The 17,898-nt window shown below is 74.4% G+C and carries 8 protein-coding genes; 4 read left to right on the forward strand and 4 right to left on the reverse strand.

Features of this window, described 5'->3' with window-relative positions; translation table 11 throughout:
• Positions 1-83 precede the first annotated feature (83 nt).
• Both K7G61_RS31505 and K7G61_RS31510 read left to right on the forward strand, forming a co-directional pair.
• Positions 84-1,676 (forward strand): class I adenylate-forming enzyme family protein, encoded by a 1,593-nt coding sequence (locus K7G61_RS31505; protein WP_225850478.1) that lies wholly within the window; start codon positions 84-86, stop codon positions 1,674-1,676.
• Between the two features lie 479 nt (positions 1,677-2,155).
• Positions 2,156-3,988, forward strand: coding sequence for a hypothetical protein (locus tag K7G61_RS31510; RefSeq protein WP_225850479.1), 1,833 nt, complete (start codon positions 2,156-2,158; stop codon positions 3,986-3,988).
• A gap of 156 nt (positions 3,989-4,144) precedes the next feature.
• Here K7G61_RS31510 and K7G61_RS31515 read toward each other — a convergent pair whose 3' ends face one another.
• Positions 4,145-7,165 carry an AAA family ATPase gene (locus K7G61_RS31515; RefSeq protein WP_225850480.1) on the reverse strand — a complete coding sequence of 1,007 codons (3,021 nt, stop codon included), beginning with the start codon at positions 7,163-7,165 and terminating at the stop codon, positions 4,145-4,147.
• 18 nt (positions 7,166-7,183) lie between these two features.
• Positions 7,184-7,678, reverse strand: a complete 495-nt coding sequence (locus K7G61_RS31520; RefSeq protein ID WP_225850481.1) for a hypothetical protein — start codon at positions 7,676-7,678, stop codon at positions 7,184-7,186.
• Positions 7,679-8,321: 643 nt separating this feature from the next.
• Here K7G61_RS31520 and K7G61_RS31525 point away from each other — a divergent pair.
• Entirely contained in the window at positions 8,322-9,689 is a 1,368-nt protein-coding gene (locus K7G61_RS31525; protein ID WP_225850482.1) for a glycosyl hydrolase family 8, read from the forward strand.
• Between the two features lie 84 nt (positions 9,690-9,773).
• Here the strand turns inward: K7G61_RS31525 and K7G61_RS31530 are convergent, their stop codons facing one another.
• Entirely contained in the window at positions 9,774-13,736 is a 3,963-nt protein-coding gene (locus tag K7G61_RS31530; protein ID WP_225850483.1) for an NACHT domain-containing protein, read from the reverse strand.
• A 142-nt stretch (positions 13,737-13,878) separates the two neighbouring features.
• Entirely contained in the window at positions 13,879-14,973 is a 1,095-nt protein-coding gene (locus tag K7G61_RS31535) for a glycosyl hydrolase 53 family protein (RefSeq protein WP_225850484.1), read from the reverse strand.
• Positions 14,974-15,390: 417 nt separating this feature from the next.
• Between K7G61_RS31535 and K7G61_RS31540 the strand changes: the two genes are divergently transcribed.
• A complete protein-coding gene (locus tag K7G61_RS31540; RefSeq protein WP_225850485.1) occupies positions 15,391-17,802 on the forward strand; it encodes a SpoIIE family protein phosphatase in 2,412 nt (803 codons plus the stop codon).
• Positions 17,803-17,898: the final 96 nt, after the last annotated feature.

Below are 17,898 nucleotides of genomic sequence, written 5' to 3' on the forward strand. Positions count from 1 at the left end.
CGGATCGAAATACCGGCCGTGCCGCCACGACCGCCGGGACGGCCTTGGCCGTCCACGGCCGCCCGCCCGGATCGGAGGGCCCGATGAACCATCCCGTGCGACCGGTCTTTCCCCAGCCCCTGCTCGACGCGTTCGCCCGCGATCCGGACCGCCCGGCCTTCGAGTTCGGGTTACGCCCGGTCCCGCGCGGCGAGGTCCTGGAACTGGTCCGCCGCTGCGCCGCGGCGCTCGACGCGGCAGGCGCCGGCGCCGGCCGCGACCGGACCGGCGTGGCCGTCACCACCGCCGTCACCCCCACCGGTTTCGCCGCCCAGATCGCCGCGCACCTCCTCGGCTGCCGCGTCACGGGACTCAGGCCCGGCCTGACTCCCCGTCAACTGGACGACGTGCTCGCCCAGGGCGTCGACCTCGTGCTCGCCGACGACACCACCCGCACCGAAGCACTGGCCGGTGCCGCGAAGGCGGCCGGCGCGCGGATCCTCGACGTCGAACGTGACCTGGCGGGCGGACCGCCCCCGGCCGGCGGCACGCCCGCCGCACCCCTGCCGGCCCCGCGCGGCCGACCCGGCGACATCGCCCTGATCACCCTGACCAGCGGCAGCACCGGCCGCCCCAAGGGCTGCGCCCAGACGTACCGCTCGCTGAGCGAGCACTGGTCCTGGCAGGAGCGCGAGCACTGGGGCGATGCCGCCCGCGAACTGGCCGCCGCCTACCGCAGGTTCCTGGTCTTCGGCACCCTGACCAGCGCGGTGATGCTGGAGCACCTGGCGCTGTGCCTGATCGGCGGCGGAACCGCCGTCATCCCCGACTCACCGGTGTCCTTCCCGTACACCTGGCGGCGGCACCGCGTCACCGCCTGCCTGTGCACCGTCCCGCGCCTCTACCAGGTGCTCGACACCCTGCGCGCCGAGGACGTCGACACCAGCGACATGCGGGCGCTGCTGGTGGCCGGCTCGCCCCTGCCGCCGCACCGCCTCGCCGAGGCCGCCGAGCGCCTCGGCCCCGTCGTCCACCAGGGCTACGGCCAGACCGAGACCGGCCTGCTCACCCTGCTCACCCCGCTGGACCAGCAGCGGTACGGCGAGCGCGTGCGCGACACCGTCGGCCGTCCGATGCCCGGTGTCGACATCGAGGTCCGCGACGGCGCGGGCCGCATGGTGCCCGCCGGCGCCCCCGGCGAGATATGGGTCCGCACGGCCGGCGCCATGTCCGGCTACTGGCAGGACCCGGAGCAGACCGCCGAGGTCCTCCAGGACGGGTGGATCAGGACCCGCGACCTGGGGACCCTCGACGCGGACGGATTCCTGCGGCTGGTGGGCCGCACCCGCGACGTGATCTTCGTCAACGCCGTCCTGCACTACGCCGGTGCCATCGAGACCGCGCTGGCCGCCCACCCCGCCGTCGACCAGGCGTACGTCGTCGGCGCCCCGGACGAGCGCACCGGCGAGGCCGCGCACGCCTTCGTCGTGCCCGCCCGGCCCGGCCGCCTTCCCGACCCGGACGAGCTGCGTGCCCTCGTCCGCGCCGAACTCGGCGACGGGGCCGTGCCCGCCACCGTCACGGTCGTGGACGGCGTCCCGGTCGCTCCCAGCGGCAAACCCGACAAGAAGGCCCTCCTGGCAAGGATCCGCGGGGGCCACGGGGACGCGGGCGCCGGCCCGGAGCCGGTCGCCTGACCGCGGGCGTGCGGCCCGCCGGCGCGCGGGCGAGCCGTCCGCCCGCCGGCGTGCGGGCCGTACGCCGTCCGTGAGGTGCCGGGCCCTCGTGTCGGCCCGCACGGGTGACCTCCGCCCAGCGCCGCTGTCCCGTCCGGCCGGACGCGGACGCGAACCCGGACGCGCGCCCGGACCCGGACGCGGACCCGGACGCGGACCCGGACGCGGACGCGGACCCGGACGCGGACGCGGACCCGGACGCGCGCCCGGACGACGTCGCCGGACCTACGTGGTGGCCGCGCACGCGGCTACGTGGTTGCACGGATGCCCGCGCCCCGCCGTGCTGGCTACGGTGATGCCGCTGGAGCGCTCGGGAAACCGCCGGCCTTCCGGGGGCGGCCGCGGCGCAGCGGTCCCGCCGGCCCGCCGCGTGCCCCGAGCCCCGCGTACCACGACACGTTTCCGGCCCGGCGTTCTCGCCCCGCGCCCTGGAGGGACCCATGCGTCCACGCCCGTCAGCCCGCCGCTTCCCCCCGCCGGCCGCCGCCGCGTACACCGCCCTGCCGGCGGCGGCGCTGCTCGCCGCGCTGCTGGCCGTCCCCGCACCGAGCGCCGCCGCGTCCGGCGACGTGGTGAACAGCCACTGGATCGGCCTGGGATACAACCAGAACCCGCAGCCGCCCACCGGCACCACCTGGAACAGCGCCGACTGGGACCGCATGGTCTCCCGCACCGACTGGATCGAGCCGGGCCTGGTCCGGGTGAACCTCAATCTGCCGTGGTTCTGGACCGGGGACGACTCCGGCGGCACCTACGACTTCACCAGCGACGCCTACCTCAACGCCGAGAAGGTGATCAGGCATTACGTGGACGAGGGCGTGCCGGTCGTCAGCGGCCTGTTCGGCGTGGGCACCCTGACGTACACCGCGCCCAACACCGCCGCCATCCAGGCGACCGTGGTCAAGCACCTGCAGGACGACGGCGCCGCGCCCACGTACTGGGCCGGGATCAACGAACCCAACGTCGACAACGGCGTCAAGTCGTATTCCTACGCGGACTGGCAGACCGCGACCACCAATCTCGTCGCCGCCTTCGGCGCCGCGGGCGTGGACCCCGGGCGTACCGCCGTGTCGGGCGCGGACACCGCGGAGGCGGGCGTCTCGGCCTACCTGGGCGACCTGGGACACCAGACCGCGCCGGCCTGCCGGAGTTCGTGCGACTCGTCCCTGGTGTGGAAGGCCGCGGGACTGAGCACCTTCACCACGCGGGTGTTCGCCGCCGACGGGGGCGACAGCGCCGTGACCTTCCAGACCTCGCCCGACGGGGTGACCTGGCGCGACCTCACGGTGGCCGCGCCGACGCCCGTGCCCACCGTCACCGGCAAGAACGGCGGCGGCATGTGGGAGTACACCTACACCGCCTCGGGCATCACGAACGCCAAGTACCTGCGCCTGTCGGTGGCCTCCTCGCCCTACGAGCACTCCGTCGGCTCCATGGACCTGACGGGCACCGGCACCGCCGTCAGCGACCCGCTCGACGACCTGACGCGCACCCAGACCGCGCTGGACACCGGCACATGGTCGAGCGGCGTCGACTGGTGGCTGCGCTCGGCGCGCAGCGGCCTGGTGTCCGCGAGCGACGCCCACTTCTACAGCCAGGAGCTCTACGGAGCCGCGCCCGATTACGTCGAGCCCGTGCTGGCCGAGGCGGTGTCGCAGATACGGGCGGCCGCTCCCGGCGCCCCCGTCCTGCTCTCCGAGACCGGGATGAAGGCCCTGGAGGACGCCGACGGGAACAAGGACTACGACTTCGCGCTCGACACGGTGCAGCCGCTGCGCATGGCCGACCTCGCCGTGCAGGAGGCCCGTGCCGGCGTGGACGGCGCCGCGGCCTGGTGCCTGGACGGCTACCCGGCGGGCTGGTGCGGCATGTGGGGGCGCGGCGACGACGACCCCGGTACGGTGTCGGCGCACTCGACGGCGCTGCGGCCGTGGTTCTACACGTGGAGCCTGATGAGCCGTGGCCTGCCCGGCGGGTCGGTCGTCCACGCCCCGGCCGAACCGGCGGGCGTCCGGGTGCTGGCCGCGCAACTGCCCACCGGCGGATGGACCTTCGTCCTGGTCAACCGCACCGGCACCGCGCAGAGCGTGCGGCTCACCGAGCCGACCGGGACGATCGCCCTCGCCAAGTACGTCTACTCCAGCGGCTCCCGGCCTGCCACCGACGCCGACGGCTTCCCGGTCCCGGTCGGCACGCTGACCGCCGACTTCACCGGCGGCCACAACCTGACCGTCGGCGGCGACAGCGTCGCGGTGTTCACCACCAGCCCGTGAGGCGAGCCCGGGTCCGGGACCGGGTCCGGGACCGTGTTCCGGGACCGGGTCCGGGACCGTGTTCCGGGACCGGGTCCGGGACCGTGTTCCAGGTCCGGGTTCCGGGTCCCGGGCCGGTCGCGGCCCGGCCCGGCGTTCGAGCCGGCTCGCCCCAGGTCACGCGCCCCTCGGCGGCCGGGCCCCGTCCTGCCCGCCCCCGCCGCCCGTCCGGCCCCCGCCCTCGGGCTCGGCAGGCGGAGCGAACAACCGGTGCGGGGGGCCGGCCGCGGCCTCGCGGACCATGAAGCCGGCGAGGGCCGAACGGGACGGCAGGGCGGTCTTGCGGTAGATCGCGGACAGGTGCGTCTCGACCGTCCGGTGGCTGACCCGCAACTCGGCGGCCACGGCCTGGTTGCTCAGCCCCTCCGCCACCAGCCGGGCGACCTGCAGTTCACGCGCCGTCAAGGCGGCGATCCGCGGCGGCGGCCCGGCCCCGGTGCCGGGCACGCCCGGGTCCAGCAGCTCCGCCATGTCGACCAGCAGCCGCGCCCCGCCCTCTTCGGCCAGGCGCCGGCCCCGGCGCCACATCACGGCCGCGCCCGCCCAGTCGCCGTCCGCCTTGACCAGCGGCGCCGTCCGCAGCAAGGAATACGCCTCCCACAGGGCGGCCCCGGAACGCGCGTACAGTCCGGCGGCCTCGCCGAAGAGCCGGGCGGCCGCCGCGGTGTCCCCGCGGCGTTCGGCGAGCACCCCCTCGGCGCGCAGGGCGGCCGCCCGCTGGCCCCGCAGCCCCAGCGAATCCGCCTCCGCCGCGGCCCGTGCCGCCCACCGGGTGGCCTCGGCGGTGTCGCCGACCGCCAGCGCCGCGTTGGTGAGCGTCTCCAACTGGGCCGGGCGGATGGTGGGCTGGAGCCGCTCCAGGCCCGGGCCGCCACCGGCCCGCAGCAGCGTCTCCCGGGCGCGGTGCGGGTCGCCCGCGACGTGCACCGTCTGGGCCAGCATGCACCGGGCCAGGGACGCCCACCAGACACTGCCGGGGCCCGCGGCGGCCACGGCCTCCTCGGCGGTGGCCACCGCCTCCCGGTCCCCCAGCGGCCGCGCCAGCAGCAGCACCAGCGCCTTGAGCGACAGCACGAACGCCAGCAGGTCGCCGCTGCCGAGGGCCCGCGCGATCGACTCGGCCTCCCGCGCGGACTCCAGTGCCGACGGCAGCCGGCAGGTGTTCAGCCGTACCAGCGCCCGGCTCGTCAGCAGGTGCGGCAGGACATGCAGCCGGCCGCCGCGGCGGGCGACGGCGATACCCCGGTCCGCGTGCCGCTCGGCATCGGCGTAGCGTTCGAGCAGGGTCTCCGACCAGGCCAGCCACACCAGCGACTCGCACAGGTCGGTGAGGCGCGGGTCGGTCAGCCCGTCGGCCAGCGCCGCCGCCGCGTCCGCGAACCGGCCGGCCGCCTCGATCCGGCCCTCGTACGCCTCGCCCAGCGCGGCCAGCGCGAGCGCGGCGGCCTCGTCCGTGGCGTCGCCCTGGCAGCGGGCGAGGCGCACGGTCCGCGCCACGTCGTCGCGCACCTGGGCGTACGAGCCGGTCAGCAGGGCCGACATGCCCAGCGCCAGCCCGAGGGACACCGCCTGGCGGGGCGGCGGCGCGGGCCGGTGGGACAGCTCCCGGCGCAGCAGGGCGGTGGCCTCGGGAGAATGGCCCAAGTGCCGTTCCATGGCCGCGCACAGTGCCACGGCGTCCGCCCGCAGCAGGGCGTCCTCCGCGCCCGGCGCGCCGATCAGCGCGTGCAGCAGGTCGCGGCTGCCGCGCAGGTCGCCGCCGACGCCCAGGGCCCTGGCGCGCGCGAGGGTCAGTTCGCCGCGCCGCCGCGTGTACGAGGACGTGTCGGGCATCAGCCGCAGGACGACCCCGAGCAGGTGGGCGGCGGTGGCGGGCGCGGTGGGAGCGAACCGGTCCGCCGCCTCGACGAGCACCTCGGCCGCCACGGAATCCCAGCCGGTGAGCGACTTCTCGACGTGGTGGGCCCGTTCGGTGGCCGGAGCCCCGCCCCGCGCCAGCTCGCCCGCCGCGCGGCGGTGCGTCCGTGCCCGGCGCCCGGCCGGCATGCTCTCGTACACCAGCGCCCGCAGCAGCGGGTGGCGCAGCGTCCAGCGGCCCCCGGAGCCGGCCCGCAGCAGGTCACGCCGTGCCAGCTCCGCGGTGCACGCCTCGACGACGGCGGGGGAGACGCCGGTCGCCGGCGCCAGCATGCCGTCCGTCGCGTGGTCGCCGAGCACGGCCACCGCCTCGGCGATCAGGCGCTGCGTCCCGGTCAGCGGGGCGAGCTCGTCCAGGAACAGCGCCCGCAGGGCGGCGGGGACGCCTTCGGCGAGGGCGCCGCCCGCGGCGCCGCCGCGCGGGCGTGACCCGTGCCGGTAGGCGTGCAGCAGGGACAGCAGGCACAAGGGGTTGCCCTCGCTGGCGGCGTACAGCTCCCTGGCGTCGGCGGACGGGATGTCGGCGGCCCACGCCGCGATCGACTCCCGTTCCGGCAGCGGCCGCAGTGCCAGGGCCAGCACCGTGCCGATGCCGGCGCCACGGGCGAGCGCGGTGCTCAGCCGGGCGGGCGTCTGCCGGTCGCGGCGGGCGACGGCCACCAGCACCCGCCCGGCGACCGGATGCCGGATCAGGTGGTCCAGGAGCTCCAGCGCCGCCGGATCCGCCCAGTGCAGGTCGTCCAGCGCCAGGACGAGACCGTCCTCGCCGAGCCGCGCCAGCAGCGCCGCGCAGGCGCGGTGCACGGCGAAGCGGTCCGCGCCGGGCGCCGCCGCGTCCGGGACGCCCCGCAGCAGGGGGGCCGCCGCGGCCAGGGCCGGGTCGTCGTCCGGCCACGCGGGGTCCGGGGCGGCGGCGGGCGCGTCGGCGAGGGCGTCGGCGAAGACCCGGAAGGGAAAGTGCCGTTCGTACTCCGTGGCCCGCCCGCACAGCACGGTCAGGCCCCGCTTCCTGGCCCGCGCGCACAGTTCGGTCAGCAGCCGGGTCTTGCCGCCGCCGGCCTCCCCGGTGATGTCGACGACCGAGGGAGAGCCGTCCTGCCCGAGGGCGTCGAGCACGGCGTCAAGGCGCCGCAACTCCTCGGACCTGCCCACCAGCGCGACCGTGCCCCCCTCCAGCGTCCCCGCCCCGGGCGCCTCCCGGTCCGCGGCGCTTGCTCTCACGGCGGTCCGCGGGCCGTGTCAGGCGACGGGCGGGGCGGTGTAGACGACGGCTTTTCCGCAGTAGCTCGGCGGCAGGGTCATGACCGGGTCGCGGCAGACCTGCACGACGACGTGGTCGATGCTGCCGGTGCGGGCCGCGCCCAGGACGAAGGCGAAGCTCACGGTGGCGTCGTCGACGGTCTCGGAGGCGCGGTCGACGGCGGTGGCGCCGCTGTACGCGGTGAAGGTGACGGTGCTGGAGTAGCCGTCGTCGCGGCAGGTGAACGCCGGTCCTGTGGACAGGGGGAGGTCGGTGAGCCGGCCGGAGACCTCGACACCGGACACGGGAAGGGGAGAGGTGGTGGGGCCGTAGGTCCAGCCGAGGGTGCCGCTGGTGGTGCCGTAGTGGCAGGAGTCGCCGGAGTCGGCGGCGAACGGCTGGTCGATGGTGGCCGCCTGCGCGGCCTGGGGGAAGGCGAGGACGGCGGCGGCCGCGGCGGCCGGGAGTGCGAGGAGAAGGCGCGTGGGGGGCATGTGGTGCTTCCCTTCCTGACTGGCCCTGGGGTCGGCGTGTTCGCGTCGGGAGGTGCATCGATACTTCACCGTCGCCGCCCGCGCGGTGTCAACGAGCGCGGCCCGGCGCCATCGAACTGCCGGTCCGCTGCCGGGGCTTCGGGTCCCCGCCGGGCCGGAGCCCGGACCGCCGCGTGCGGCCGACGGCGCTCACTGGCAGCCCGTCACCGGCGGCCCGTCAACGGTCTCGTCACCGGTCTCGTCGCCGAAGGCCCGTCACGGACGGCGCGTCCGCCTCCGGCCGGCCGCAACTTTCGGCGGCCGGCCCGCCCTCCGCCACCCCGCCGCCGTGGACCCCTCCCCGCCGTCCCCGCGTCCACCTGCGAGAACGCGGGACGACCACCGGGGAGGACGCGTCTTTCCGGCGGCGAGTTCTCCGCCAAAGCCGGATATCCCGACCAAGAGATGATTTCCGGTGACAGGCAATCGGATTTTGCAAACCCATGGGAAAACGGATCGTTGACCATGCATCTTGACGATCCTTAGCTTGGCGAACGGTCCGGCCCCACAGGGCAGGACCGGGACGGTCCCACCCCGACTTTCCCATCGTTCCCCCCACGGCACCGCACGGGCCCCGTATTCATTCTGGAACTCGGAGAATGCTGTGAAAAAGCTGGCAAAGCTCGGTGTGGCACTGCTCTCGGCGGCCGCGCTGCTGACCTCGGCGTCGCAGACCGCGCTGGCCGCCGGAAGAGCGGGCGACGGCGCGGGCGGCGGCGCGGCCCGCGGCGGCGGGCCGTCGCGGACGACCGGCGGCAACCCCGGGGGAGCCCTCCGTACCGGCGTGTACCCCGACCTGTTCGCCAGGGCCGGTTACTCGCGCCCGGCGATCGACGCACGCGTCCAGGCCGCGTATCAGCAGCTCTTCCACGGCGCCCCGGGCACCCAGGCCAACCGCTACGACGGACAGTCGATCTACTACCGGCTGACACCCGACATGGCGTACGTCGAGGACATCGGCAACCAGGACGTGCGCACCGAGGGCATGGGCTACGCGATGATGATCGCGGTGCAGCTCGGCCACAAGCAGGAGTTCGACGCCCTGTGGAACTTCGCCAAGACCAAGATGCAACTGACAAGCGGCCCCGAGCAGTACTTCTTCGCCTGGCACACGGACACCACCGGCAAGGTGCTGAGCACCGGTGTGGCCCCCGACGGCGACCAGTGGATAGCGGCGGCGCTGTACTTCGCGTCCAACCGCTGGGGCGACGGCGCCGGGATCTACGACTACGGCACCGAGTCGGAGCAGATCCTGCACGCGATGTGGCACGAGTCCGACCACGGCGGTGTCGACATGTTCACCCGCACCGATTACCTGCCGCTGTTCACACCGCCGGCCACGTTCCTGAATTTCACCGACCCCTCCTACTGCCTGCCCGCCTTCTACCGGATGTTCGCGCTGGCCGACCCCTCCGACAAGGACCTGTGGGACAAGGCGTACACGGCGGGCGAGAACCTGCTGCAGAAGGCCGCGGACCCGGCGACGGGACTGGTGCCCGATTACGCGAATTTCGACGGCACGCCGTACCTGAACTCCTCCGAGACCCCGACGGACAACGCCTACGACCACAACTTCCAGGAGGACGCCTGGCGGGCCGTGGCCAACGTCAACGTCGACGCGGCCTGGACCGGCGTGCAGCCGTGGCAGACCCGCTGGTCCGACACCTTGGAGAAGTTCTTCGAGGGCCAGGGCGTCAGCACCTACGTCAGCCGCTACCACCTCGACGGCACTCCGCTGACCTCCGGCCAGAACACCTATGAGCCGGCGCACGCCCAGGGACTGGTGGCCATGAACTCCACCTCGGCCGTCTCGGCGACCGACAAGGACAAGAAGGCCTTCGTCCGGGACTTCTGGAACACCCCGGTCCCCTCCGGCCAGGCCCGTTACTACGACGGGATGCTCTACATGCTCGGCATGCTCTACGACAGCGGCAACTTCCGCATGTGGCTGCCGCGCTCCCACCACGACTGAGTACCCGCCCACCCCTCGGCCCGGTGTGTGCGGGCGGCCGCACCGGCCGCCCGCACACACCTTGCCGTCGCACGACGACCGCGGTCACCGGCCGGACCGCGAGCGGTGGGGCCCGGCCGTGTCCGGCTCGGCGTCGCGCGCCCGGCGGCCCATCTGCTCCCAGAACCGCCGCATCCGCGAGACCGGGACGCCGTGCTGCCACCGCGCCTCGCGCCTGAACCTGGCACGCATCCACGCGTACGGCTGCCAGCGTTTGAGGAGCTCGCCCTGGCGCAGGCAGAACACCTCGGTGAACTCGTAGCGCAGCGGCGGCGTCTTGGCGGGGTAGGGGCACATCCGCAGCCGGCAGTCGTCGGTGCAGTAGTCGCCCGGCTGCACGTCGAGCTCCACCGCCCTGACGGGATGCAGCCGGGTCCGGTCCCGGCTCAGGCAGGACGGCAGGCGGGACCACTCGTGCTTGCCGCTCTCGTACAGCGCCATCAAGTCGGAGGGCCGGTAGTCGCGTTCCGACAGCATCACCAGCAGCAGCACGTCGGCCAGGAGCTGCTGCGCGGCGGGATCGAGCGAACTCCAGCCCGTGGACGGGGGGATCCACAGGTTGTGCGCGCGCTGCTCACCGGGCGAGCTGACCTCCGTGCCGACCTCGGAGGCCACGCTGACCTCGTCGATCCACAAGAAGCGCTCGGGGCGGCGGGTCTGCAGCGCGCGGACGGCCAGCCGCCCGGCCGCCTCCACCAGGGGGTGCTCCGGGCCCGGCTCGTCGGACGCGAGCCATTCACCGACCAGGGCGCGCGGATTCGCGCCATGGCCGCGGATCGGCCGGTCCTCGCTCACGTCGTCGGGGAGTTCCCACAGCGTCAGCGCCTGCAGCAGCGTGAGCCGGGTGTACCAGAAGTCACTTTCCCGCAGCAGGATCCGGGCCTGCTTGACCAGGAACTTCCGCGCCTCGCGGTTGTCCGTCCCCACTCCCGTGCGCTTGTTGGCCGCGAACTTCATGCCCTTGGCCAGGGCCAGCCCCACGGCCCACCGCTCGCCCCGGCCGTGCACGCCCGGGTGCGGCGCCTGCGCGCCCCACGGGTCGTGGAAACCGGGCGGCGAGGGCTGCGCGGGCGCCGCGTGGCGGGTGACGTCCCGCACCCAGTGCTCCAGGTCCGCGCTGGGGCTGCCGCGATGACGGGTCAGCGGAGCGGAGACGACCAGCATCGGCAGCACCCAGGCCCGCAGCGTCGTCGCCCACCACCGCTCCCGCTCCCCGAGGGTCTCCCGCGCCGACCGCCAGCGCTCCTCGAAGGCCAGTTTCCGCTCCAGCACGCGCTGCCGGGCCCGGCGCTCGCGTTCGCTCCCGTCCGCGCTCACCAGCGGCTCGCCGTCCCGCGCGGCCTCGCCGGGACGGGCGGGCGCCGGCGAACCGTCCCAGGGCGTGCCCAGTTGCGGGTACACGTCGCGGTACGCGGCATCGTGGCCGGCGCCGATCTCCTGCGCGATGACCAGGCGTACCTGCTCGTCCGGCTCCTGCCTGCCGATCTCGAAGAGTTCCAGGTAGGCCGGCCGGCCGCAGTGCTCCTCGGCCAGCCGGCGGGCCACGGCCCCGCACTGCTGCGCCAGGGCCACCTTGGCCTCCCGCAGCCGCGCCCGGTCGTCGCCGCGTGAGAGCTGCGGCCAGTTGCCGCGGATCTCCCGGACGAGTTCCTCGTGCGCGGGGCCGAGGTCGGCGCTGTCGATGTCGACGGCCGCCCCGTAGGCGTCCAGCGCCCGCATCCGAGGGCTGCCGCGGTCGTCGAGCGTCCGGTCCACGACGTGCGAGCCGTCGCCGGACACGCGCCGGGCCCGCTCGTGCTGACCCTCCAGCCGCTCGGCCTCCTCCGCCTCCTTCAGCAGATCGCGGGCCTCCTGCCGCAGCAGTTCGCGGACCGTGACGACCGGGCACGGCGCCGACGGCTCCTCGTCGTCGCACAGGCACTGGCCGTCCAGCGAGCGGGAGTACAGGGTGAGGGCGATCAGCATTTCCCGTCCTCCGTCGTGCAGCCCCCGCGCGAGGTGGCCGGTGTCCTCCCGTACGGCAGGCAGGAGCCCGGTGCCGCCCGCCGCCGTCCGCCCCGGACCTCGCCGGGGGCGCCGCGCCCGCCCGGCCGCCGGTTCCCCACCGGGGGTCCGGGCCGTCGCACGCACCCACATCCCCCACTGCACCTCGAGGACGGGCGGCCCGCCCGCGGACGGTGCGAGGACCCGGTGCAGCAGGCGGGAGCCGAGGTAGGCCTGCATGATGCTGTGCTGGAAGTGGATGCCCTCCCCCTGCTCGCGCACCAGTCCCATCCGCACCCCCCAGGTGGCGGCGAGCCGGACGTCCATCCGCGGGCCCCGCGGGCGCTGCGCGCCGCGACCGCCCGGGGACGAAGGCCCCGGCCGCCTTCCCGCGGCTCCGGAAGGACCGGCCGGCCTGCCGCCCCATCCGGTGGCGGCGACCGCGGCCACGGCGCCGCCCGGCGGGGCGAACGGCGGGGCGAACGGCCCGCGCTGGTCCCCGTCGGCCTCGGGCGGCGGCCGCAGCCGGTCGACGGCGCCGTCCAGGGCGCGGACCACGCGGTCCGTCCACTCCTCGTCCGGCTGGCGCCAGGGCGTGCCGTCGGCGTCGTCCCCGCCGTCCCCCGCACCGACCTGGACCGGTCCCTGCTCCCCGACGGAAGGGTCGAGCGCCCGCAGCGGCACGTACGCGCTGTCGGCGGCCAGGCCAAGGCAGGCCAGGGCGGACAGGTACTCCACCGCCGCCAGCCGCGTGTCCTGGTCGATCGGGAGCTCAGGACTGATCACACCGTCGACCAGGGCGTCCAGCCATGCTTCGAGCAGGTCGGCCCGCAGCGCCCACGTGTCCTGCGACAGCGGGTCGGCCGCCACGCCGGGCCGCCACAGCGGCTCCAGCCGGCCCTTGTGGTGCAGGTCGCGGGTGATCTGCAGATACAGCGGCGATTCCGCGACGCGGGCGACCTCCACGATCCGGTCGAGCAGCACCGGGTCGGACCGCCAGATCCCCGCCTCCCGCACGTAGCGCAGCGCGACCTCGTCGCTCAGCGGCTCCAGGTCGGTGATGGCCGCCTCCATCGCCCTCAGCGGGCCGTGCGGGCGCGAGGCGATCACCAGGGGAAGCCCCTGCTCGCCGGCCAGGCGGATCGCCTCCCGGATCATGGTGTCGCGCTGACCGGTGACCCTCTTCCCGCTCAGCGCCTCCTCAAGGCCGTCGGCGAGCACCACGATCTTGTCCGAGCGGGCCCTCAGCCAGCGCCAGGACCGGTCGAGTTCCGCGTCGGTGAGCACCTTGCCCTGCACGAGCGTACGGAAGCGCTGCCGGGCGAGCTCGCAGAAGTCGAGGTGGTCCGTGGCGTCCCGCAACTGGACGGGAACCGGGATCGCGCCGTGCGCGGCCAGGAGTTCGGCGAGCCGGACCATGAGCGCGGTCTTCCCGGCCCCGACCCGGCCGACGACCACGTGCGGGCGCCGCGCCTCCCGGTCGCGCAGGTTGTTCATGATCGCGTGGCAGAGCTGGTCCCGTCCCACCACCTCGTCCAGCAGCCGGCCCGCGGTCTGGACGTACCGCTTGGCGTCGCCGCGCATCCGCCGGGCGTAGTGCCGGCGCACGATGAACATGCGGGCGACCAGGAACGTCGCGGTGCCGATGGCCAGCGTGACGACGGGCATGACCAGGGTGCTGCCCGTGGTGCAGGCGCCCGGGTACTTGGTGCACGGAACACCGAACGGCTTCCCCTTGAGCGACGAGCCCGGCGAGAAGGCGTGGATCCAGACGTCCCAGAAACCCCATGCCAGGAAGGCGAGCATCACCAGCGCCATGCCGGCCAGCACCAGCCAGGTCCACCACGGGTTGTACCAGTGCCGCGGCCTCACCACACCGCGGTGCAGCAGCCAGCGGCGGCGTACGGCCCAGAACGCGGCGACGAACGGCCGGCGCAGGTGCGCCCACCCTTCCCGGAACAGCCCGCCCTCCGCCGGACCGGTGACGACCTCGGACTTGCGTGGCTGGGGTGAGCGCTGGTCCATGGCGGCGGAACTCCGTACCTGCGACGAACCGTGTCCTTCCACCAGGAAAACAGCACAGTTCACCGCCCGCCACCCGGGCCCCGGGCCGTCCCCGGGCCGCCCGCCGGCCGGGTCCGCCCCGGGGCGGGCGCCCGTCAGCGCGTCATGGCGTCCACCTGATGTTCGGGTTGATGTGACCGGTCCAGTTGAAGACGGCCATGTTGTCCCAGCCGTCCCCGCTGCCGTTGATGTCGGCCGGGTCCCAGCCGTTGCCGGGGACCGCGTACCAGGTGGGCTCCCAGTAGAAGACACCGATGGCGCCGGCGCCGCGGGCGGTGTTCTGCACGGCGGTGAACTCGTCGGCCTGGCCCTGCCAGGTGAGCGGGTAGCCCGAGCAGCCCGAGGTCACCGAGTTGGCGGTGCCGTCGGCGTCCGCGGCGGTGAAGGGGTAAGCGGTCTCGGCGAGGATGACGTCCTTGCCGTACCGGGACCTCATGTCGGAGACGACCCCCGCCATGTTCGACAGGGTGCCGTGCCACATGCAGTAGTACGACAGGCCGGTGATGTCCCAGTTGACGCCCTTGGCCCTGATGCCGTCGTAGAACCAGCGGGCGTGCGCGTCGCTGTCGGCGTCCGCGGTGTGGATGATCACCTTCGTGTCGCCGCTGCACGCCTTGGTGGCGTTGTAGCCGGCCTTGAGGAGCAGGCTGAGGTTGGTGAAGTCGTTGTTGACCACCTTGCCGTCGTTCCACAGCATGCCGGTGTTGATCTCGTTGCCGATCTGCACGCTGTCCGGAGTGGTGCCCTGGGCCTTGAGGCCGGCGCACACGTCGTACGTGTAGTTGTAGACGTCGCTCTGCAACTGGCTGATGCCGTGGCTCGACCAGGCCGCGGGCTTGTACTGCTTGCCCGGGTCGGCCCAGGTGTCGGAGTAGTGGAAGTCGACCAGCAGCTTCAGGCCCCTGGCCTTCACCGCCTTCGCGTACTGCAGCACCTTGGCCTTGTTGTTGTAGCCGCTGGCCGGGTCGTTCCAGATCCGCAGCCGCACGTAGTTCACGCCGGCGTCCTTCAGGATGTCGAGCGGGTCCCTGGCGGTGCCGTTCGTGTCGTAGTACTTGGCGCCCAGGTCCAGCGCCCGCTGCGTGGTCGACATGTCGGCGCCGCGCATGCTGAGCGAGTTCGCGGCGTGCGCGCTCGTGGGCGTGGTCAGCACGGACGCCGGCAGGGCGACGGCCGCCAGGAGTACGGCTGTCCTCACTCCGCGTAGGGGTTGGTACATCGCTGCTCCGATCTCGGTGGGGGGACGGTGGCGCGCGAGATGTGCTCAGGAACTGCGTGAAGCCCTTCACCCACGCCCGTCCGGCCCGCCCCGCCGGCCGAACGGGCGCGCGCTGCGATCGCCGCGTCGCCCCGACCGCGGTTGTGAACGTTCACAGAAGCGGTCGTGCGGCAGCCCGGAACGCTTGCCGGCGGGCGTGAGGTGCATCACGCAGCTTCGTGACCGGCCACCCGCCTGTCAACAGGCGGTCGCCGATCCCGGGCCGGCGAGTCGCGGCTGTTTGAGGAGCGCGAGGCGCGGCGCGATGCTGGGAGTAGTGCCCTGACGTGTGCCGGACGCGTCGTGCGCGACGGCCGGCCGAGGACGAGCGTGGGAAGCCCGATGGGAGCCGAGTCCATGACAACCGGGTGGGCGGGGGAGGCGGGCGTGCCCGGGGACTTCGCGGTCGTCATCGACGCCCAGGGGCTGATCATGGCGTGGAGCGAGGGGGCCCGGCGCCTGCTCGGCTACCGGCCGGAGGACGTCCTGGGCCGGGAAGCCGCCGACCTGCTCGCGGCAGAGCTCCCGCGCGCGGCGCGGCGGCACGTGGCGGCCGGGAAGGCGTGCACGAGCGAGGTGGCCCTGCGGCACCGGGACGAGAGCCGCGTCGTGGTACGGCTGCGGGCCGTGCCGCTCGCGCACGCGCCGTCGGGTACCTCGTGGCTCGTCACGGGCACGCACGTGTCGTACCCGAGCGGGCCGTCGGACGTGGCGGCGGCGCGGCTGTGGGACCGGACCCTCGCGCAGCTCCCGCTGCCCGTGGCGGTGTACGACCGGGACGCCCTGTTCGTGTCGTGCAACGAGATGATGTGCCGCCTGATGGGCAGGACCGAGGACGAGATGAAGGGCCTGCCGCTGAGGGAGATCGAGCCGGGCTGGCCGTACGAGGAGTACGACCGGCTGCAGCGGGAGGTGCTGCGGACCGGCGAGGGGCTGTTCCGGGAGCTCTACCGCAAGGGCCCCGGCAGCACCCGCGAGCAGGCCGTGTCGGTGTTCCTGTCCCCGCTGAAGGACGAGTCCGGCGCCGTGCGGGGGCTGTCGGCCATGGCGGTCGACACCACCGAGCAGTACTGGGCGCGGCGCCGCCTCGTCCTGCTCAACGACGCGAGCGTCCGCATCGGCACGAGCCTCGGCATCATCAGGACCGCCGAGGAACTGGCGGAGGTGTCGGTGACCGGCCTCGCCGACTTCGTCGCCGTCGACCTGCTGGAACCCGTGGCGGACGGGGGCGAGCCGGAACCCGTCAGGAGCACCGGGGACGTCGTCTTCCGCCGCGCCGCCCAGCGCTCGGTGCTGCCGGGCTGCCCCGAGTCCGTGGTCCCGGTGGGCGGTACGGACGTGTATCCCTCGGGCTCCCTGCCGGTCCAGGTGCTGATCAGCGGCCGCGGCACCCGCCACCGCACCGGAGAGCCGCCCCTGCGGGAGTGGGTGCGCGCCTCCCGCGCCCGCGACGAGTCCTTGCGCCGGCACATGATCCACTCGGTGATGATGGTGCCGCTGCGTGCCCGCGGGGTCACCCTCGGGCTGGTGCACTTCCTGCGCCACCGCACATCGGCCTACTTCAGCCGGGACGACGTGCTGCTCGCCGAGGAGATCGTGGCGAGGGCGGCGGTCAGCGTCGACAACGCCCGCCGCTACACCAAGGAGCGCCGTACCGCCCTCGCCCTCCAGCGCAGTCTGCTGCCCGAACGGCTGCCCCGGGTCGCCGCGCTCGACGTCGCCTACCGCTACCTTCCGGCGGGCTCGGGCAACGACGTCGGCGGGGACTGGTTCGACGTGATCCCGCTGTCGGGAGCGCGGGTCGCCCTCGTGGTGGGCGACGTGGTCGGCCACGGGATCCGCGCCTCGGCCACCATGGGCCGCCTGCGCAGCGCGGTGCGGGCCCTCGCGGACGTCGACCTGCCGCCCGACGAACTGCTCACCCACCTGGACGACCTCGTCCTGCGCCTGGACCGCGAGGAAGGACCCGACGTGCGGGACCGGGCCGAGGACGCGTCGGGGGAAGTGGGGGCGACGTGCATGTACGCGGTGTACGACCCGGTGTCGCGCCGGTGCTCCGTGGCCCGTGCCGGACATCCCCCGCCCGTCGTGGCCGGCCCCGACGGCAGCGTGCGGCTGCTGGACCTGCCGGCCGGTCCGCCCCTGGGCCTGGGCGGCCTGCCCTTCGAGTCCGCCGAGACCGTGCTGCCCGAGGGAAGCCTCCTCGCCCTCTACACCGACGGTCTGGTCGAGTCCGCGGACCGGGACATCGACGTCGGCCTCGACCTGCTGCGGGAGGCGATGCTCGGCGCGAGCGCCACGCTGGACGAGTCCTGCGACCACATCCTGCGCAAGGTCCTCCCCGAGCAGCCCACGGACGACATCGTCCTCATCCTGGCCCGTACCCGTGCCCTCGACGCCGACCACGTCGGCGCCTGGCACCTCCCGCTGGACCCCGCGGCCGTCGCCGGAGCACGCCGGACGGCGGGCGAACAGGTGGCGGACTGGGGACTGGCCGAACAGGCCTTCTCCGCCGAGCTGATCGTCAGCGAACTCGTGACCAACGCGATCCGCTACGGCGACGCCCCCCTCCAGTTGCGGCTCATCCGCGACAAGACCCTCATCTGCGAGGTGTCGGACGGCAGCAGCACGGCGCCGCACCTGCGGCGCGCCCGCACCTTCGACGAGGGAGGGCGCGGACTGCTGCTCGTCGCCCAGATCGCGGAGCGGTGGGGCACCCGCCAGACCCCGACGGGCAAGACGATCTGGGCCGAACTGCCCCTGCGATGACGGTGGGCGGCGGCTCCCGCGGTGCCCGGCCGCCTTCGGGCCGCCCGCCACCCGCCGCTCGCCGCACGCCGGCCGCTGTCCGCCACCCGTTGTCCG

This window comes from Streptomyces sp. HPF1205, assembly GCF_020400825.1.
GTDB lineage: Bacteria > Actinomycetota > Actinomycetes > Streptomycetales > Streptomycetaceae > Actinacidiphila.

Bases quoted from the DNA above. Each gene is read 5' to 3' on its own strand.
- K7G61_RS31505 (WP_225850478.1), top strand. From the start codon at position 84: ATGAACCATCCCGTGCGACCGGTCTTTCCCCAGCCCCTGCTCGACGCG.
- K7G61_RS31510 (WP_225850479.1), top strand. From the start codon at position 2,156: ATGCGTCCACGCCCGTCAGCCCGCCGCTTCCCCCCGCCGGCCGCCGCC.
- K7G61_RS31520 (WP_225850481.1), bottom strand. From the start codon at position 7,678: ATGCCCCCCACGCGCCTTCTCCTCGCACTCCCGGCCGCCGCGGCCGCC.
- K7G61_RS31530 (WP_225850483.1), bottom strand. From the start codon at position 13,736: ATGGACCAGCGCTCACCCCAGCCACGCAAGTCCGAGGTCGTCACCGGT.
- K7G61_RS31540 (WP_225850485.1), top strand. From the start codon at position 15,391: ATGACAACCGGGTGGGCGGGGGAGGCGGGCGTGCCCGGGGACTTCGCG.